The sequence below is a fragment of the Sinorhizobium sp. 8-89 genome (genome assembly GCF_030124325.1).
Taxonomy (GTDB): Bacteria; Pseudomonadota; Alphaproteobacteria; order Rhizobiales; family Rhizobiaceae; genus Sinorhizobium.
The window spans coordinates 56,739-74,512 of the sequence record NZ_JASKLR010000025.1; the positions used below are offsets into that span (position 1 = coordinate 56,739).

Sequence of the window (17,774 nt, forward strand, 5' to 3'; positions counted from 1 at the left end):
ACCTCCTGCGCCGCTTCGCCCGCTCCCATCCGAGAGTTCGCCTCGATCTCAGGATCGGCAGGTCGAAGGTCGTGAGCGGCATCGCCGTCACGACGCGCACGGCGCGGTTCCTGGGGCCGGGAATGGCGCCCGCCCCCACGCACCTCGACCTGCCGCCCCTGCCCGTCGCCGAATTCAGCCTGCGCGTGCGGGCCAACGCCGGCAAGCCCGCGACGGACCTTGCCGCCCTTCTGGCAGACGGCCTGCCATGAATGTCGCGCAGCCATGGCCCGGCGCATGACAGCTCTGAGGCCGGCTTTCCGACTTTTCCGCCACGCGTCTGCGAAGTTGGTTGCAATCACATAAAGATATCTTTATATCTTATTGCAATTTCATTCAGCCGGGAAAAACCGATGTCCGTTTCCGCCAATGCACTTTCCGATCTCCTCGCCCAGAAGGGTGTCCTGCTTGCCGACGGTGCGACCGGGACGTCGCTCTTCGCCATGGGCCTCGAAGCCGGCGAAGCGCCGGAGCTCTGGAACGAGGCGAAGCCGGAAAGCATCACCAAGCTGCATCAGGATTTCGTCGATGCCGGCGCCGACATCATTCTCACCAATTCCTTCGGCGGCACGCGTCATCGCCTGAAGCTGCATCAGGCCGAGGACCGCGTGCATGCGCTCAACAAGCGCGCCGCCGAGATCGCCCGCGCCGTTGCCGACAAGGCGCCGCGCAAGGTCATCACCGCGGGCTCCGTCGGCCCTACCGGCGAATTGCTGATCCCGCTCGGTGCGCTCTCTTATGAAGATGCGGTCGCAGCCTTCGCCGAACAGATCGAGGGCCTGAAGGCGGGCGGCGCGGAAGTCGCCTGGATCGAGACTATGTCCTCGCCGGACGAAATCCGCGCGGCGGCCGAAGCGGCCACCAAGGTCGGCCTCCCTTACGTCTATACCGGCTCCTTCGACACAGCCGGCAAGACGATGATGGGTCTTCACCCCAAGGACATTCACGCTGTCGCCGGCGACATCGGCCAAGGTCCGATCGCCGTCGGCGCCAATTGCGGTGTCGGCGCCTCCGACATCCTGTCCTCGCTGCTCGACATGACCGCGGACGCTCCGGAGGCGACCGTCGTCGTGAAGGGCAATTGCGGCATTCCGGAATTCCGCGGCTCCGAAATTCATTATTCCGGCACGCCGCCGCTGATGGCGGAATATGTGCGGCTGGCGGTCGACGCCGGCGCGAAGATCATCGGTGGCTGCTGCGGCACTACCTGCAATCACCTGGCCGCGATGCGTCTCGCGCTCGATAATCACGCCAGGGGCGAACGCCCGACGCTCGACGTGATCGTTGAAAAGATCGGACCCTTGCGGAACAAGACCGCCAACGAGGGCGCCTCCGCCCCGACCCGCGAACGCGGCGGTCGCCGCCGCGCCTGAGAAGCCGAAGCAGCACGGCGCTAAACGACAAACGCTCCGGAGCGGAACGCCCGGGGCGTTTTCTTTGTTCTTCGGCGAAAGGTCAGGCGCTACGGCGTGCTGCACCGTCGCGAAGATGGCTGCGCCAGGCGTCCAGCCCGACCTCGATATTCTTGCGGCCGAAGCCGACGCGGAAGCGGTCTGCCGCGACCGGGAGGAGATCGGAGGCGAAGAGGCTGGATGGCAGAAGCAGCACCCCCGAGTCCTCGACCAGCCGCCGGCAATGTTCCTCGACGCCGTCCGCCCCGAGATAGCGGGCGAAACCGACACAGCCGCCATCCGGCGCTCGCCATTCGTAGAGATCCGGAAATTCGGCAAAGAAAGCCTGGAGCTTTGCGAGGTTTGCCGTGCAGAGCGCCAGGTTGCGATCGAGGATCCGCGCCCGCGATTTCAGCGCAATCGTCGCGAGAACCTCCGACGGCCGGGAGTTGCAGATCGAGAGATAGTGCTTCATGCCTTCCATGCGCTGCAGAAGCGCATGGTCGCGACAGGCGATCCAGCCGATTCGGAGGCCCGGAAGACCATAGGCCTTGGACATGACGTTCAGCGATACGCCGCGCTCGAAAAGCTCGGCCGCCTGCGGCAGGCGCTTACCCGAATCGCGCTCCAGCCCGCGATAGACCTCGTCGCTGAAGAGATGGATGCCGCGCTCGGCACAGAGATCGGCGAGCGCCCGGAAGGTCGCCTGATCAGCAATCGCACCGGTCGGATTGTTGGGGAAGTTGACGGCAACGAGCCTGGTATTCGGCTTCAGCGCCGCGCGCACATCGGCGATATTGAGCTGCCAATGGTTTTCCGGCCGCAACGGCACGCCGGTCACCGAAGCGGCGATGGTCACCGGCAGGGTTTCCATCGACTGGTAGTTCGGCACCGTCACGATGGCGTGGTCCTCAGGCCCGAGCAGAGCGAGCATTGCGCAATAGAGCCCCTCCTCGGCACCGGCAAAGCAGAGGATATCGCCGGCATCGAGCCCCTCGTAAGTCGCGGCGATCGCCTGGCGCAGTGCCGGCGCGCCATGGGTTTCGGTATAGCCGAGCGTCAGTTGCTCCCAGGCCTCCCGATCGGCATCATCGGCGAGGGAAAGCAGTTCCGCCATCGTCATGGTTTCGCTGTCGCTCGCGGTCATGTGGTGGCGTGCGGTGAATTCCCAGCGCGAAAAATGGGTTTCGAGGCGGAAGGCCGGCAGGGTCGTCATGTCGATTGTCCTTGTTGAGCGCAGGCTTCGCTGGCGAAGCGGTCGCGTATCGGAACTTCAGGCGGTCTCGCCGCGCCGTGCGGCCGCGAGGTAGTTGTAGATCGAAGCGCGCGAGGCCCCGATGAGGCTCGCGAGGTGGTCGACCGCGTTGCGGGTCCTGAAGAGACCCTGTTCTTCGAGAGCGGCGACAAGGGCGACGCGGTCGGCGCGCTTCATGGCCGAAAGCGCAAGCCCCCTCGCCTTCAACCAACCATGCAGCGCGGCATTGATTTCCTCCCGCCAGTCACGGGAAAACAGCGCCTGCGGCCGTGGCTCCGATGTGCCCGCAAAGGCCGCCAGCAATTTCACCGCGTCATCGATCCGCGAAACGTCGAGATTGATGCAGAGCAGCCCTGCGGCACTGCCGTCGGCGTGGCGCAGCACGGCCGAGACCGATTTCAGCCGCCGGCCGTCAGGCCCGACCTTCTCGTAGGGGCCGAGCACGGTTTCGTTGCCAGGGCGCTTGCCGAACTCCTCCTCGATCAGCGACTCCATGCCGGCGGCACGGCCTGAAAAGGCGTTCCAGATGCCGGCGATCCGACCCGTCGCAAGATCGTGCAGGACGACCTCCGCATGAGGGTAAAGCAGCGCACTGATCGCAGCGGCGGATGGTGCGTGCGTGGCGAGACAGAAGGGGATGGTCGGCTCGATATTCATGACACCCACATCAACATATTTGGGTGTTTTGTCAATGTTAGACGTATTGTCTATTTCGACACCTTCTTGCGGACGGCTGGCGGCTGTCCTATCCCCGATAGCACGTTCGATTCGAGGGGAGAGACAATCCATGGATGCCGGGCCAGCAGCCTTTCCGGACAGGGACACGACAGCCGCCAAGCTTTCGAGCTTCGGCGAGACCGACCAGGCCTTCGTCAGGCTGCTGATGGAAAGCTCCGAGCAGGACGAAAACCTGATCGAAGGCTTGCATCGCCATCTCGATCTCGCCGCTGAGGCGCGCTTCCTGAATTCGTTGAAGCTCGAAAAACTCGGCGAATGGCTCGGCAACGAGGCACCCGGCCGCCTGCAGATGCGCCTCATGGACGCCGCGCGCTCGAGCCAGCATCCGGCCTATCAGGCGTTCAAGACGGGATTGACGCGGTCCGGGGGACTCCAGCGGGCGTTTAAGGCTTGAGGCTGTCGTCGCGCTCGAGCCTCGGCCCTATGGCACTGGCGATGTAGTCTTCCGCGCCGCCGACTTGGACCGCTGCTCGATCCCGAGTGACGAGCGTAGGAATGAGGACCGGGAAACGCCGCCGCGAATCCCTTCCCCCCGCCTCACGGGGAGAAGGTGCCGGCCAGGCGGGTGGCGACCATCCATCAATTATTCACGAGCAAGCCCCTTGGCGAGGCGCACCAGATTGACGAACTCGGCGCGGTAACCGAACGGGTCGGCCCCTTTGGCGGCGGCCGCGAGATCGGCGATCGCCGCATAGGAATAGCCGGAAAGCGCCGCATTCCCCGCAAGCTTCTGGCCGAAGGCGGCGACGGCGGACGAGAAGCGGACGTCCGCCGGGGCGTCAGCGAGCGGCGCGGCATTCGCCTCCGTGACCGGCGTGGTGGTCAGCTCGCTTTTGTCGCCGTCCGGCTTCTTGTAGCGGATCTTGAGGTAAGCGAGCTCGTTCGCACGTGAAGGCGCGCCAGCGGCAGGCTTCTCCGCGGCTGCATAGCGCAAGTCGTCGTTGAGGACGGCCGGGCTTCCCTTCGGCGTCACTTCATAAATTGCGGTAACGCTGTGGCCGGAGCCGATATCGCCCGCATCCACGCGGTCGTTGTTGAAATCCTCGCGTTTCAGCGCCCGGGTCTCGTAGCCGATGAGGCGATATTCGGCGATCGCGGCAGGGTTGAACTCCACTTGCAGCTTGACGTCCTTGGCGATGGGGAAGAGCGACGAGCCCGCTTCCTCGACCAGCGTCTTCTGCGCCTCCGCCAGCGTGTCGATATAGGCGGCAACGCCGTTGCCGTTCTGGGCGATCGTCTGCATCAACGCGTCGTTGTAATTGCCACGGCCGAAGCCGAGAACCGAGAGGAAGATGCCGGTTTTGCGCTTCTCCTCGACGCGCCGCTTCAGCTCCTCATCGCTCGACGGACCGACATTGAAGTCGCCATCCGTCGCCAGCAGGATGCGGTTGACGCCGCCCTTTACGAAGGCTCTTTCGGCCAGCTGATAGGCCGCGTCGATACCGGCCGCCCCGGCCGTCGAGCCGCCGGGCGTCAGCGTGTCGATTGCAGCCAGGATCTTTGCCTTGTCCCTGACCGCCGTCGGTTCGAGCACGGTGCCGGCGTTTCCGGCATAGGTGACGATCGAAACGGTGTCCTCGGGCTTCAGCTTTTCGACGAGCAGCCGGAATGCGTTCTTCAACAGCGGCAGCTTGTCCGGCTCGTCCATGGAGCCGGAAACGTCGATGAGGAAGACCAGATTGGCTTTCGGCGCCTCGGCCGGTACGACCTCATAGCCCTTGATCGCCACATGCATGAGGCGCGTGTCCGCGTTCCACGGGGTCGGCGTTACGGTGACCGTCGCCTTGAAGGGTTCGGCGGCCGACGCCGGGCGCGGCCAATCATAGGGGAAATAGTTGACCATCTCCTCGACGCGCACCGCATCGGGATTGGGCATCTCGCCCGCCATCAGCGAGCGGCGGACGAAGGAATAGGAAGCCGTGTCGACATCGACGGAGAAGGTCGAGACCGGCTCGGTCGCAACGCTCTTCACCGGATTGGCATCGGCGTTACCGAAGCGTTCGCGATTCTCGACCGGCGGCGGGAGAATATCGCTCGGCACAGCCGGCGCCGGCATGATCTCCGTCTGCCCGCGCGTTGCAAAGCCGACCGCCTCGCCAAGGGTGCTCGGCGCCGCTGCGTCGGCGGCCGTCTGGCTCGCCATCGCGTCGGCTTCCGCGGCCACCGATGCCTCGGTTTCCGCCTTCTCGGCGCGTTTTGCGGCGGCCTGCGAGCGCGCGAGCGACGCACTGCTGTCCGCCGCGGGCGCAGCCGGCTTCGGCTCCACTTTCGCGGCAATCTCGGTTTCCGCCTCGAGCGGCCGATCGTTGCGGATCATTTCCAAGCTCAGGAAGGCGGCGGCAGGCACGACGATGAGCGTTGCCAGTGCCGATCCGGCAAGCAGTTTCCGGTTCATGATGGGCCTCCATATCCGGTTGAGGATGGAGCTTGGACGCCCGGGCGTCACCGATCCTTGGGTAGCGATCGAATTTTCCGCCGCCGCGTCGTAGGCCTCCATGGCGGCGGCGAGTGCGCGCGCCCGCGCCTCGCTCGATGGCGTCGGCGGCAGCTTTCCGGCAAGCGTTTTGAAATCGTCGGTCATGATCACACAGCCTCCTTGCCGAGCAATGTCCGCAGGCGCTTGCGCGCCTCATGAACATGCCAGGAGATGGTCGTTTCGGAGCAGCCGAGCACGTCGGCCGCCGCGGCATGGCTCAAGCCCTCGGCATAGACGAGCAGGACGGCATCGCATTGCTTTTCCGGCAGCCCCCGCACAGCCGCCCAGAGCACCTCCTGCCGGTCGTCGTTCTCCCCGTCGGATACACGCTGCGCCGCTTGATCCGATGCATAGGCCTGCATCTTGCGCGCATCACGCACCTGCCGTCGTCTGTGGTCGCGCGCGGCGTTGAGCGTCAGCGTGTAGAGCCAGGTGCGGAGACGGCTGGTGCCTCGAAAACCGCGAATCGCCGAGCCGAGGTGAATGCAGACGTCCTGCGCTATATCTTCCGCATCGGCCCCATTGCCCGCCCAGCGCCAGGCGACCGCATGGACGAAATCATAATGGCGCTCGACCAGAAGGCCGAACGCCTCCCTGTCGCCCCTCACCGCCCGTTCAACGAGTTCTGCGTCCAAGTCCGTGCCCGCTTTCGACCTGTTTTCCCGTTAGACGTCCGTCGGCCGTCATTCCTTGGGTGCCGCCCACAAAAACTTTATCGCGGAAACCGGCCGACGACGGCGATGATCGGGCCGAGCGGAAACAGCCGATCGTAACGGTTGATGTCCGGTGCATAGAGGCTCGAAATCGTACCGTCGAGGAAGAGCGCATTCGGACAATCGAGCGCGTCGCGAAACAGTGTCGCGAAGTCGTGAAAGCGCACCGGGCGTTTCGACACGGCGAAGACCACCTCGCCCCTGGTCGTCACGCCGACGCCGTTGCGGGTCTTCAAGCTGTCGCTGTTCGGCAGGAAGCGCGGATGCAGGGCGCCGTCGATCACCAGCATCGGTCCTGATTGCGTCGCAAAGCGCGGCTTGATGCCGGCGGCGCGGAAGGCCTCCGCCGCCATGACCCCCGCCTTGCCGTCCGCCAGATAAAAGACGCCGTTCGGCAGCAGGTGAAAATTGCCCCAGCCGGAATTGGTGTTGAGCGGTGCCTGCTCCACGCCCTCCTCCACATGCAGGCCGACGGGCGAAAGATCCTCATGATACATGCCGCCATTCATGGCGAAGACGAGATATTCGTCGCGTTGACGCAAGTCGAGCGACAGCGCCTTAAAGGATCTGAACGGCACGCCCGCCTGGTCCTTGTTGTAGAGGCGAATGTCGCTCGCCGTCGGATCGAAGGAGCAGACCAGATAGTCGCCGCCGAGATGGCTGACATTCCGGCAAACGGCGCCCGCGGGCTCGGCTGGCGCCGGTTTGGCAAAGCCGGCCGTGAGCAGGGCGGCACCGACAAGAAAGGCTTTGGGAAACAACGGCATGGTTCGAGGTCCCGAATGGAATCGTGAGGCACAGCATCGCATGGATTGCGGCGGTTTGATGCGCGACTTCCGGGTGATCTCCTGGTCGCCAGGTCAATCGCGGCGCGGACGCGCCGTGGCCGGATTCCTGTCACTCCTGTGCTCGTCACAGGAGTCGAGCGGCGCCGCGTCTGCGGCGCGGTAGACTTTGAGTGTCGTTCACAACCCGGAATCGGGACAATCTTCGATCTGACACAACCACCGTCATCGCCGTGTCTAGGGACTGAGTGCCGCCATATGGAAACGCAGTTGCTCCGCCGAATAGAGGTGGTCCCGCCCCACCGGACAGGCATCGCGCGAAATGCATCCTTGCATGAGGCAACCGCCTGCCCCCGTCTGCGTCCTCAGATGCGTGCGGCAACGGGCGACATGGAACGTACCGGAGGCCAAAGCGTCGGCCGGACAGGCGGAAATGCACGGCTTTTCCGAACAGGCATCGCAAGGATGACCAGCCGAAACGCTGCCCGTCTGCGGCAGCTCTCGATCGAAGCCGAGCGCGCCGCGGTAACCGTGCCAGAGGCCAAAGCGAGGATGGATCAGAATGCCGAGCGGAGAGGCCTTCATACCCTCGGCGCGCATCGCCCATTGCTGGAAGGGCTGCCAAGGCGGATCGGAGGGGAAATAGGCCGTGGCACCCGTCGCCCCGGCCACCGGATGGATCGCCTGTTTCGACCAATTGTCGAGCGGGTCAGCTCCGCCGCGGTCCGGTTCGCGCTCCCTCCACCGGGTGAAAGGCTCCCAGAGCGAACCGCCGATATTGCCGATGAGCACCACGCTCGCGGCGGGCTTTCCATCCCCGCACGTCGGCGCAGCCTCGCCGGCTGCAAAATTCACCGTCCCGCGCAAAAAAAGACCGTGCGGCGCGAGCGCCGCACGGATCGTTTCAAGCAATTGGTCCGCCGATGGAACCGTCATTTCGGTTTCGGCCCGTGTAGTTCGTAATGCGGGCGCCAGACGTCCTTCTGGATCATGTCGGCCACCTGCGCCCTGCCGCCTTGCTCCCTGGCTCGCTCGGGAGCCTTTCAGGTGAAGGCGTCCGGCATCGAATCCTTGCGCTTGGCGATGTACTCCTTCAGCGCATCGTCGATTGCAGGATCGAGGTGCGGTGCTTCGTAATGTTCGAGCCAGGACCGGGCGAGCGCGTTGGCACGCTGCTCGATCCGCTTCTCGCCTTCGATTTCCCACTGTTCGAAGGAGTTGTTGTCGGCGAGTGGCGAGCGATAAAAGGCCGTCTGGAAGTTGGCTTGCGTATGGGCGCAGCCGAGATAATGGCTGCCGGGGCCGACTTCGCGGATGGCGTCAAGCGCCTGGGCGTTTTCGGAAAGATCCACGCCTTCGGCCATCTTCTGCATCATGCCGAGCTGGTCCTGGTCGATCATGAACTTCTCATAGGACGAGACGAGGCCGCCTTCGAGCCAGCCGGCCGCATGGAGCACGAAGTTGGTACCGGCAAGCAGCGTCATGTTCAGCGTGTTCGCCGATTCATGCGCGGCCTGCGCATCCGGAACCTTCGAGCCGCAGAGCGAGCCGCCGGTACGGAACGGCAGGCCGAGACGGCGGGCAAGCTGCGCCGCGCCGTAGGAAACCAGCGACGGCTCCGGCGTACCGAAGGTCGGCGCGCCCGACTGCATCGAGATCGAGGCGGCGAAGGTGCCGAAAAGCACCGGCGCGCCCTTGCGGATGAGCTGCGTGAACGAGGCACCCGCGAGCACTTCGGCCAGAATCTGCGTGAGTGTACCGGCGACGGTCACCGGGCTCATTGCACCGGACAGGATGAAAGGCGAAAGCACGCAAGCCTGGTTGTGGCGGGCATAGACCTTGAGCGCGCCCACCATGGTCTCGTCGAACACCATCGGCGAGTTGGCGTTGATAAGGTTCAGCGTCACCGTGTTCTTCTCGACGAAGTCGTCGCCGAAGACGATCTTCGCCATGGCGATCGTGTCTTCGGCGCGCTCAGGCGCGGTGACCGATCCCATGAACGGTTTGTCGGAATATTTTATATGGCTATAGACCATATCGAGGTGGCGCTTGTTGACCGGAATATCGACCGGCTCGCAGACCGTGCCGCCGGACGAATGCATCGACGGCGCCATATAGGCGAGCTTCACGAAGTTGCGGAAATCCTCGATCGTCGCGTAGCGGCGGTTGCCGTCGAGGTCGCGGACGAAGGGAGGTCCGTAGACCGGCGCGAAAATCGTCGCCTTGCCGCCCACATGGGCGCTGCGCTCGGGATTGCGCGCATGCCAGGTGAAGTTCGACGGCGCGGCCTTCAGCAGTTCGCGGCAGAGCCCCTTCGGGAAGTGAACGCGCTGGCCCCGCACGTCGGCGCCGGCTGCCTTCCAGAGATCGAGCGCTTCGGCGTCGTCGCGGAATTCGATGCCGATTTCTTCGAGAACCTTATCGGCATTACGCTCGATGAGCTGCAGGCCTTCCTCGTCGAGCACCTCGTATTCGCGAATCTTGCGCTGGATATAGGGAAGAGACGGTCCCGGCCCACCGCCGGTGCGGGATGCCCGGCGCGCCGCCGCCCCCCGTCCCTCGCCACGCGCGCGGCGTCCGCCACCTTCGACCGCGCCTTGTTCTGTCACGTCGCTCATTCGCTCTTTCCTCTCCCGCCGCGCCTCTATGCAAGGGACGCGGCAACGCTTTGATTAAGTGGCGCATATTCCTTCGGAAGGTCGACACCAACTGTCGGAACCATGCACCGGGATCGATTTTTGGCTAATGCTACCAAGCCGCCGAACCGGTACGGGTCTCAATGCGCCAAGACGTGGCGCATCTCAGACACTCAACCTTGACACCCGTCAAGGCCCGGCATGGGGTGAAATTGGGCGCACAGCGCAGGAAAGCCGTTGCAGGAAGCCGACGGCGCCCAATGTAACATCTTGAACTGTTGCAGAATTTTACCGGCCGCCCGATTACGAATGCGGCCCAGATGCGATAGGACTATGAATGCGCGGACGAACCGGCGGCGCCGTCGCTTTTCATCATATGCGACGTCGCTTTCAAAAAGAGATTTTTAGGTTTGGGCCGCTAAGGATGAGCAACGCGTCCGGATCGTGTCCGATCGTGCCAGATCACCGCGCGAAGACTACCGTGCCAGGAACCGAGGAACCCTACTATGGCAGACGACGAAATCATTCTCGAGGACCTTTCCGACGAGGAACTCGTGCAGCAGATGCATGACGACCTTTATGACGGTCTCAAGGAGGAAATCGAGGATGGGACGAACATCCTCCTCAAGCGCGGCTGGACGCCCTACGACATCCTGACCCAGGCGCTCGTCGAAGGCATGCGCATCGTCGGTATCGACTTCCGCGACGGCATTCTCTTCGTGCCGGAAGTTCTGCTTTCGGCGAACGCGATGAAGGCCGGCATGGCGATCCTGCGTCCTCTGCTCGTCGAAACAGGCGCGCCGAAGCTCGGCAAGATGGTTATCGGCACCGTCAAGGGCGACATCCATGATATCGGCAAGAACCTCGTCGGCATGATGATGGAGGGTGCCGGCTTCGACGTCGTCGACCTCGGCATCAACAATCCAGTCGAGAACTATCTGGAAGCGATCGAACGCGAGCAGCCGGATATCCTCGGCATGTCGGCGCTGCTGACGACGACCATGCCCTACATGAAGGTCGTCATCGACACGATGAAGGAAAAGGGGCTGCGCGACGACTACGTCGTCCTCGTCGGCGGCGCGCCGCTCAACGAGGAATTCGGCAAGGCTGTCGGCGCGGACGCCTATTGCCGCGATGCCGCCGTCGCCGTCGAGACTGCCAAGGACTTCATGAAGCGCAAGCACAACCGGCTTGCCGCCGGCTAAGGCTTAAGGTCTTTAAAAAGGAAGCCGGCTGCGCGGATGAAGACCGCAGCCGGCTTACCTATATTCAGGGGCAGCGAGGAATGGCGCCTTTGTCAGGCGCGCGCCCGTCGAGCCGTCAGTTGGCGGCCTTGGCGACTCTGTTGCCGGCCCCCTGTGTTGCGTTCACGGTATTTGCAGTATCCTGCCCCATGCCGCGGATCGTGTTGGCGCAGGAACTCAGAGTTGTCAGCGCCAAGAGAACAGCGCCGATCATCGCGAGAGCTTTTGTTGTCATGACCATGATTCCTTCATGTTGCTGCAAGGCGGAATAAAGATGGAAAAGAGACCGTCGGCAAGAGAACGTGCACAACCGAAGAAAGTTCACGTGATTGGTTGTGGAGCGATCGCGCGCGAAATTCTTGCGATCTGCAAGACCAACGGGCTCGATCACATCGATCTCCATTGCCTGCCCGCGATCTGGCACAACACCCCGGAAAAAATCACACCGGGTCTTCGCGAGGCGATCGCCCGGGCGCGCGAAAACGGCTTCGAACGCATCTTCATCGCCTATGCCGATTGCGGCACCGGCGGTGAACTCGACCGGCTTTGCGAGGAGGAAGGTGTGACACGCATCCCCGGTCCGCACTGTTATTCCTTCTTCGCCGGTAACGCCGATTTCGCAAAGCGCTGGGACGACGACCTCAGCGCCTTCTTCCTCACCGATTTTCTCGCCCGCCAGTTCGAGGCCTTCGTCATCGAACCACTCGGCCTCGACCGCCACCCCGAACTGCGCGACATGTATTTCGGCCACTACCGCAAGCTCGTCTACCTCTCGCAGGTGGAGGACACAGCGCTCCAGGAAAAGGCCCGCCGCGCCGCCGACACACTCGGCCTCGAATATGAATACCGCTTTACCGGCTACGGCGACCTGACCCGGTCGCTTATCGAGGCCTGAAATCGCTCCAACGCTGTAGCGGCTGCATGCTTCCTTAAATCGGCTAGGATTTAACGCCACATGCAGTGGGCGGACAGGGTGACCGCGGAATCAGCGAGGTCTCCGATACACTGATGCTTAAGCCTCATGCTCTAACGGTCGGGTATTCATGGTGAATGCGCCGGGAGACCTGTGTGACCGCTGGGGCAAGCAAAGGGAGAGAGTATTCCGCGGCGTCGGAACGCATCGTTGTGGTGACGGCAGGCGGCGATAATCCGAATATCATGATCAATGCGCTCGCCGCGCATTTCGCCGATGTGGTGGTGCTGCAGGAGCAGCCGGAGTCGAAGGCGGTCTTCCTCAAGCGGCGGGCACGAAAGCTTGGTTGGCCCACAGCGTCTGGGCAACTGGCGACGATGATCGCGTCCCGTCTCGGCAAACGCTTCATCCGCTGTCGGGCGGAAGAGATCATCCGTGAGCACGGCGTCTTGACCGCGCCCAACCCATCGGTCGCGGTGCACCATGTCGCCTCGATCAACGACGCCGAAGGCCGCGCGCGGCTTGTCGCCCTTCGTCCCGCCGTCGTCTTCCTCATCAGTTGCCGCATGTTGAAGCCGGAGACCCTTGCGGCGATCCCCTGCCCGGTTCTCAATTTCCACGCCGGCATCAATCCGCAATATCGTGGCCTGATGGGCGGCTACTGGGCGCGAGTCAACAACGACCTCGAAAACTTCGGCGCGACCGTCCACCTCGTCGACGAAGGCGTCGATACCGGTGCCATCCTCTATCAATCCCGGCAGGTGCCGACGCGGGCCGATACGATGCACACCTATCCGCTGCTTCAGACCGCCGCCTCGACCGGGATCGCCATCCAGGCTGTCGAAGACGCGCTTGCCGGGAATCTCCAGCCGATCGATGTCGCAGCCGCGTCGCGGCAATGGTACCATCCGGCGCTCTGGACCTGGGTTTGGAATGGCGCGTGGCGCCGAATCTGGTAATCAGGTGAGAAAGTGAGGAGAACACAAATGTCACAAGAGCGCTATGAACTCGTTCTCGATCCAACCGATCGTTGGACGGTATGGGACAATGTGACCGGCGTGCCTGTGGTGTTCGCCGATCAGATCCTTGGAGGTCTTACCGAAGAGGAAGCGGAGGCGGCCGTCAAGGTGCTGGTCGAACTTGACCGGAATCGCATGGCGACAGCTGTCGAGAACGCGGCGTAGTCGCAGGGACAGGCCGAGCGCTCTGCCTGAAATTCCTCCGGCGTTGCCTTCATGCGAACGCGCCGATCCGGCCTCTACCGAGCGCCTGCCCTGAGTACACGATGGGTGGCGCTGTCGACGGCGTGGCCTGTTTGAGTGCTGTCCTGCACGAAACCCCGAGCAGTGTTTGCGCAAGACGAAAGCGCAAGAAGCCCGAGGCACATCATTGCGATCACGACTTTGGACATGGCCATCTCCGGAATGAACTCGCGCTGCGCGCGATCCCAAGGAGATGATGCACCTCGTGGCGAAATCAACCCCATCGCGAGGACGCGGCGATCACGAAGGCGTGCCGCCTTCACAGTCGCATGTTTCCCTTAAATCAGAGCGGATTTAAGAATAAACCTGCAGCAGTTCAAAGTGCTACAGCGTCCTTTGCGCGTCTGGTAAGACGCGCGGCGCTGTAGTGCCATGTTTTTGACCAGCAAGTGGCGGAACATCAAAGAGGATGAGGAAGTGTGGCGGGTTTTTCGTGCCGCGTTCCGCTCAAAGCTGCCTGGATTGCTTCGATCCAAATCGTCGTGATCCAAAGGCTCGCCATAGCCTTCATGATTGGAGAATACGATGGACCGCAAAACTCTTGTCGTCGCGATTGCGACAGCGCTCCTGGCGGTTGCGGGATGCACCACCAGTCAGACCAGTCAAAACGCCAGCACGCCTCCCCCTCCGTCCGCCAGTACCGGCTCCCCGAGCGGCGGGGGCACGGGCGGTGGCGCACAGGGAAGCGGGAGCTCGGGCTACTAGGGCGCCGTGCGCTAGCACTTTGATTCTAGAGAATATTATCCGCTTTCCGTGATTCCACCTGAAAGCGGGATGCTCTAGGGAACGGCGGGCGACGATCTCACTCGATGAGCGCCACGACGGCGAACACCAGGGCGGCGACGATGATCGCCAGGACCACGATCTGTAGCAAATTTGCGTCACGCATGCCGAGGATCCTCGGGCTTTAAACGAGCGAGACAGTCCACTGTTCCGCGTGCGCCTTTGCGCGCGATGTGTTCTCTCCATGCGAGCTGCGGCCCGCAAAGCGCCGCCAAGCTTTTCCATAAGGCTTGTACCGATAGCCGCCGGCGCGTGACCGGCCCGCTGAAAGCACGGCGCGCCGGTGCATTCGCGACGAATGCGCGCCCGCCCGGATGCGCGGCTGGGGAGCGTCGTTTTTGGACATATCCGACGTCGTGGCAAGGTGAGCCACCGCGCATGGACATGCGCATTGTCGGCTCTTGAGGAGAAGAAGAATCCCATGGCAGATCGCATCATCGTCTACTGGCGCGACATTCCCGCCCAGGTCATCATCAAACAGGGTCGCAAGAGCGCCAAGCGCGAACTCTCGCTGCGCTTCACCGAGGCAATCGACATGTGCGCGATGCGCACCGGCGCCGCCGAGACCGACGACTACCTTGCCGAATGGCGCAAGGCCGATCCGATTCCGGTCTCCGACGACCTGGAAGCGGAGGCCGACAAGGCGGCGGCGGAACTGGAAGCCGCCTATGACCGCGAGCGGCTGGTCGCGCTCGTCAAGGCCGGAGGCCGGGACAATGCCTGACCCGAAGGTCGTCACCGGCAACGCTCAGCCCGCCAAGAAGGCCGCGACTGGCGCCTATACGCCCCAGGGCGTGTCGCCGAGCCGGCGCTCGCGCCACAAATATACGGTGCGACTCTGGGCGGTGCGCAATTCGCGCTTTCTCGAATGGTTCTACAACCGCTTCGCCGACGTGTTCCTGCTGCTTCATCCGCTGTGGAACGCGATCGGCTACGGCCGCGTTGAACGGCCGGTGACCTTCGTCGAGCGCCACGTCAAGGGCTTCCTCTTCGACTGTCGCATGTGCGGCCAGTGCGCGCTGTCCTCGACCGGCATGTCCTGTCCGATGAATTGCCCGAAGCAGCTCCGGAACGGCCCCTGCGGCGGCGTGCGCGCCAACGGCAATTGCGAGGTGGAGCCGGACATGCCCTGCGTCTGGGTGCAGGCGTGGAAGGGCTCGCAGAACATGGTGAAGGGTGACGCAATCATGAATGTGCAGAAACCGGTCAACCAGTCGCTGCGCGAAACGTCGTCGTGGTTGCGGGTGACGGCGGAAGCCGCGGCCGCCCGCGAAGCAGCGAAGAAGGAGGGCCCGCAGCAATGAGCCCGGATATCAATCCTCAGGATCCGGGCGCCCCGCTCGATCCCCTGCCCGGCCATTCCTCACGCGGACGGCTGGAGCGTGTACTGCGCCGCGGCGAATTTGCCGTGACCGCCGAACTCAACCCACCGGACAGCGCCAATCCCGAGGACGTCTACGAGCGCGCGGCGGTCTTCGACGGCTGGGTCGACGGCATCAACGCGGTCGACGCCTCCGGCGCCAACTGCCATATGTCCTCGGTCGGCATCTGCGCGCTTCTCACGCGCATGGGCTACGCGCCGATCATGCAGATTGCCTGCCGCGACAAGAACCGCATCGCCATCCAGGGCGACGTGCTCGGCGCTTCCGCCATGGGCGTGCAGAACATCATGTGCCTGACCGGCGACGGCGTGCAGGCCGGCGACCAGCCGGGTGCAAAGCCGGTCTTCGACCTCGACTGCATGTCGCTGCTCGAGACTGTCCGCATCATGCGCGACAATTCGAAGTTCCTCTCCGGCCGCAAGCTGACGACGCCGCCGCATGTCTTCCTTGGCGCTGCGATCAACCCCTTCGCGCCGCCTTACGATTTCCGCCCGTACCGGCTCGCCAAGAAGATCGAGGCCGGCGCGCAGTTTGTGCAGAGCCAGTATTGCTTCGACGTGCCGATGTTTCGCGAATACATGAAGAAGGTGCGCGATCTCGGTCTGCACGAGAAGTGCTTCATCCTCGTCGGCGTCGGGCCGATGGCCTCCGCCAAGACCGCCCGCTGGATCCGCTCCAACGTGCCGGGCATCCATATTCCCGATAGCGTCATTGCGCGTCTCGAAGGCGCGCAGGACCAGAAGAAGGAAGGCAAGCAGCTCTGCATCGACATCATCAACGAGGTGAAGGAGATCGAGGGCGTCTCGGGCGTTCACGTCATGGCCTATCGGCAGGAAGAATATGTCGCCGAGATCGTGCATGACTCGGGCGTGTTGAAGGGCCGCAGGCCCTGGAAACGCGAAAGCCTGCCGAGCGACGCGATGGTTGCCGAGCGGCTCGAACACATCCGCGAGGGCATCGAGGAGAACCAGGAGAAAATGGCGGAGGCCGCGGCGCACCATCCGCACTAGAGCGGGATGAGGAAAAGTGTGAGCGGTTTTCCGCCCGCATTCCACTCTAACTTATTGGAATCGATCACGTTTATGATTTTGGGTCGATTCGACCCAAAATCATCGTGATCTAGGACGCCGGGGCCACTCCCGTTCGATAATCAGAGGAAAACCGGCGCTTCGGCCCGTGCAGCGCCTTACAAACGAAGACGGGGCCTACTACAAAGCCTCACGCTCAGGATCAAAGGATCTTACATGACCCGCACCATCGTCGCTTCCGCCACCCGAGAGATCGTCATCGGCTTCGACCAACCCTTCTGCGTCATCGGCGAACGCATCAACCCGACCGGCCGCAAGAAACTCGCCGCCGAGATGATCGAAGGCAACTTCGACACCGTGATCAAGGACGCGCTGGAGCAGGTCGCCGCCGGCGCGACAATGCTCGACGTCAATGCTGGCGTCACCGCCGTCAACCCGAATGAGACCGAACCGCCGCTCCTCGTCAAGACGCTGGAGATCGTCCAGGGCCTCGTCGACGTGCCGCTGTCGATCGACAGTTCCGTCACCGCCGCGATCGAGGCGGGTCTGCGCGTCGCCAAGGGCCGTCCGCTGGTGAACTCCGTTACGGGCGAAGAAGAGAAACTCGAAGCGATCCTGCCGCTCGTCAAGAAATACGACGTTCCGGTCGTCGCGATCTCCAACGACGAGACCGGCATTTCCATGGATCCGGACGTCCGCTTCGCCGTCGCCAAGAAGATCGTCGAGCGCGCCATGGATCATGGCATCAAGCCGCACGATATCGTCGTGGATCCGCTCGTCATGCCGATCGGCGCCTTGGGCGATGCGGGCCGTCAGGTCTTCGCCCTGCTGCGCCGCCTGCGCGAGGAACTGAAGGTCAACACCACCTGCGGCCTCTCCAACATCTCCTTCGGCCTGCCGCATCGCCACGGCATCAATGCCGGCTTCATCCCGATGGTGATCGGCGCCGGCATGACCTCGGCGATCATGAATCCCTGCCGTCCGCAGGAAATGGAGGCCGTGCGCGCCGCGAACGTGCTGAACGGCACGGACGCGAACTGCACCAACTGGATCATGACCTATCGTGACCACAAGCCGGCCGAAGGCGGCCATGCGGTCGCCGCTGCGGCGCCGGCTGGCGGCGGCGGAC

Annotated in this window: 18 protein-coding genes and 1 pseudogene; 11 read left to right on the plus strand and 8 right to left on the minus strand. The window is 63.3% G+C overall.

All coding sequences use genetic code 11. The features are described from left to right. A pseudogene (locus tag QN219_RS28145) lies at positions 1-251 on the plus strand (hypothetical protein); the annotation flags it as partial. Positions 252-392: 141 nt separating this feature from the next. After that, positions 393-1,412 carry a betaine--homocysteine S-methyltransferase gene (bmt, locus tag QN219_RS28150; protein WP_284003576.1) on the plus strand — a complete coding sequence of 340 codons (1,020 nt, stop codon included), beginning with the start codon at positions 393-395 and terminating at the stop codon, positions 1,410-1,412. An 82-nt stretch (positions 1,413-1,494) separates the two neighbouring features. Here the strand turns inward: bmt and QN219_RS28155 are convergent, their stop codons facing one another. Then, positions 1,495-2,646: a pyridoxal phosphate-dependent aminotransferase gene (locus QN219_RS28155; protein WP_284003578.1), complete on the minus strand. Its 1,152-nt coding sequence runs from the start codon at positions 2,644-2,646 to the stop codon at positions 1,495-1,497. A 57-nt stretch (positions 2,647-2,703) separates the two neighbouring features. Beyond that, on the minus strand, positions 2,704-3,342 hold the full coding sequence (locus QN219_RS28160) for a transcriptional regulator (RefSeq protein ID WP_284003580.1): 639 nt from the start codon (positions 3,340-3,342) through the stop codon (positions 2,704-2,706). Between the two features lie 130 nt (positions 3,343-3,472). Between QN219_RS28160 and QN219_RS28165 the strand changes: the two genes are divergently transcribed. Beyond that, positions 3,473-3,817 carry a hypothetical protein gene (locus QN219_RS28165; RefSeq protein WP_284003581.1) on the plus strand — a complete coding sequence of 115 codons (345 nt, stop codon included), beginning with the start codon at positions 3,473-3,475 and terminating at the stop codon, positions 3,815-3,817. Between the two features lie 189 nt (positions 3,818-4,006). Here QN219_RS28165 and QN219_RS28170 read toward each other — a convergent pair whose 3' ends face one another. The 5 genes from QN219_RS28170 to QN219_RS28190 all read right to left on the minus strand — a co-directional run bounded on the left by QN219_RS28170 (position 4,007) and on the right by QN219_RS28190 (position 10,015). After that, positions 4,007-6,004, minus strand: a complete 1,998-nt coding sequence (locus QN219_RS28170; protein WP_284003582.1) for a VWA domain-containing protein — start codon at positions 6,002-6,004, stop codon at positions 4,007-4,009. Positions 6,005-6,006: 2 nt separating this feature from the next. Further along, positions 6,007-6,534, minus strand: coding sequence for an RNA polymerase sigma factor (locus tag QN219_RS28175; protein WP_284003583.1), 528 nt, complete (start codon positions 6,532-6,534; stop codon positions 6,007-6,009). A 77-nt stretch (positions 6,535-6,611) separates the two neighbouring features. After that, positions 6,612-7,379: a phosphodiester glycosidase family protein gene (locus tag QN219_RS28180; RefSeq protein ID WP_284003584.1), complete on the minus strand. Its 768-nt coding sequence runs from the start codon at positions 7,377-7,379 to the stop codon at positions 6,612-6,614. 255 nt (positions 7,380-7,634) lie between these two features. Further along, positions 7,635-8,333 (minus strand): ferredoxin, encoded by a 699-nt coding sequence (locus tag QN219_RS28185; RefSeq protein ID WP_284003585.1) that lies wholly within the window; start codon positions 8,331-8,333, stop codon positions 7,635-7,637. A gap of 107 nt (positions 8,334-8,440) precedes the next feature. Next, positions 8,441-10,015, minus strand: coding sequence for a trimethylamine methyltransferase family protein (locus tag QN219_RS28190; protein WP_284003588.1), 1,575 nt, complete (start codon positions 10,013-10,015; stop codon positions 8,441-8,443). A gap of 524 nt (positions 10,016-10,539) precedes the next feature. Here QN219_RS28190 and QN219_RS28195 point away from each other — a divergent pair. After that, positions 10,540-11,238, plus strand: a complete 699-nt coding sequence (locus QN219_RS28195) for a B12-binding domain-containing protein (RefSeq protein WP_284003589.1) — start codon at positions 10,540-10,542, stop codon at positions 11,236-11,238. 115 nt (positions 11,239-11,353) lie between these two features. Here the strand turns inward: QN219_RS28195 and QN219_RS28200 are convergent, their stop codons facing one another. Continuing rightward, positions 11,354-11,512 (minus strand): entericidin, encoded by a 159-nt coding sequence (locus QN219_RS28200; protein WP_284003591.1) that lies wholly within the window; start codon positions 11,510-11,512, stop codon positions 11,354-11,356. A gap of 39 nt (positions 11,513-11,551) precedes the next feature. Between QN219_RS28200 and QN219_RS28205 the strand changes: the two genes are divergently transcribed. The 7 genes from QN219_RS28205 to QN219_RS28240 form a co-directional block, all read left to right on the plus strand. Next, positions 11,552-12,172, plus strand: coding sequence for a DUF1638 domain-containing protein (locus QN219_RS28205; protein WP_284003592.1), 621 nt, complete (start codon positions 11,552-11,554; stop codon positions 12,170-12,172). A gap of 263 nt (positions 12,173-12,435) precedes the next feature. After that, positions 12,436-13,149, plus strand: a complete 714-nt coding sequence (locus QN219_RS28210) for a formyl transferase (protein WP_284003602.1) — start codon at positions 12,436-12,438, stop codon at positions 13,147-13,149. A gap of 27 nt (positions 13,150-13,176) precedes the next feature. Then, positions 13,177-13,374: a hypothetical protein gene (locus QN219_RS28215; RefSeq protein ID WP_284003593.1), complete on the plus strand. Its 198-nt coding sequence runs from the start codon at positions 13,177-13,179 to the stop codon at positions 13,372-13,374. A 1,282-nt stretch (positions 13,375-14,656) separates the two neighbouring features. Beyond that, positions 14,657-14,959: a virulence factor gene (locus QN219_RS28225; protein WP_097524965.1), complete on the plus strand. Its 303-nt coding sequence runs from the start codon at positions 14,657-14,659 to the stop codon at positions 14,957-14,959. Continuing rightward, positions 14,952-15,539, plus strand: a complete 588-nt coding sequence (locus QN219_RS28230) for a methylenetetrahydrofolate reductase C-terminal domain-containing protein (protein WP_284003596.1) — start codon at positions 14,952-14,954, stop codon at positions 15,537-15,539. The genes QN219_RS28225 and QN219_RS28230 overlap by 8 nt, the downstream gene beginning before the upstream one ends. Then, a complete protein-coding gene (locus QN219_RS28235) occupies positions 15,536-16,627 on the plus strand; it encodes a methylenetetrahydrofolate reductase (RefSeq protein WP_284003597.1) in 1,092 nt (363 codons plus the stop codon). Before QN219_RS28230 ends, QN219_RS28235 begins: the two co-directional genes overlap by 4 nt. Positions 16,628-16,861: 234 nt before the next feature. After that, positions 16,862-17,774: methyltetrahydrofolate cobalamin methyltransferase (locus QN219_RS28240; protein WP_284003598.1), on the plus strand; the 913-nt coding region annotated here is incomplete at its 3' end.

Coding starts and splice junctions, on each gene's coding strand:
- bmt (WP_284003576.1), top strand. CDS start 393: ATGTCCGTTTCCGCCAATGCACTTTCCGATCTCCTCGCCCAGAAGGGT.
- QN219_RS28155 (WP_284003578.1), bottom strand. CDS start 2,646: ATGACGACCCTGCCGGCCTTCCGCCTCGAAACCCATTTTTCGCGCTGG.
- QN219_RS28160 (WP_284003580.1), bottom strand. CDS start 3,342: ATGAATATCGAGCCGACCATCCCCTTCTGTCTCGCCACGCACGCACCA.
- QN219_RS28165 (WP_284003581.1), top strand. CDS start 3,473: ATGGATGCCGGGCCAGCAGCCTTTCCGGACAGGGACACGACAGCCGCC.
- QN219_RS28170 (WP_284003582.1), bottom strand. CDS start 6,004: ATGACCGACGATTTCAAAACGCTTGCCGGAAAGCTGCCGCCGACGCCA.
- QN219_RS28180 (WP_284003584.1), bottom strand. CDS start 7,379: ATGCCGTTGTTTCCCAAAGCCTTTCTTGTCGGTGCCGCCCTGCTCACG.
- QN219_RS28185 (WP_284003585.1), bottom strand. CDS start 8,333: ATGACGGTTCCATCGGCGGACCAATTGCTTGAAACGATCCGTGCGGCG.
- QN219_RS28190 (WP_284003588.1), bottom strand. CDS start 10,015: ATGAGCGACGTGACAGAACAAGGCGCGGTCGAAGGTGGCGGACGCCGC.
- QN219_RS28195 (WP_284003589.1), top strand. CDS start 10,540: ATGGCAGACGACGAAATCATTCTCGAGGACCTTTCCGACGAGGAACTC.
- QN219_RS28200 (WP_284003591.1), bottom strand. CDS start 11,512: ATGACAACAAAAGCTCTCGCGATGATCGGCGCTGTTCTCTTGGCGCTG.
- QN219_RS28205 (WP_284003592.1), top strand. CDS start 11,552: ATGGAAAAGAGACCGTCGGCAAGAGAACGTGCACAACCGAAGAAAGTT.
- QN219_RS28210 (WP_284003602.1), top strand. CDS start 12,436: ATGATCAATGCGCTCGCCGCGCATTTCGCCGATGTGGTGGTGCTGCAG.
- QN219_RS28215 (WP_284003593.1), top strand. CDS start 13,177: ATGTCACAAGAGCGCTATGAACTCGTTCTCGATCCAACCGATCGTTGG.
- QN219_RS28225 (WP_097524965.1), top strand. CDS start 14,657: ATGGCAGATCGCATCATCGTCTACTGGCGCGACATTCCCGCCCAGGTC.
- QN219_RS28230 (WP_284003596.1), top strand. CDS start 14,952: ATGCCTGACCCGAAGGTCGTCACCGGCAACGCTCAGCCCGCCAAGAAG.
- QN219_RS28235 (WP_284003597.1), top strand. CDS start 15,536: ATGAGCCCGGATATCAATCCTCAGGATCCGGGCGCCCCGCTCGATCCC.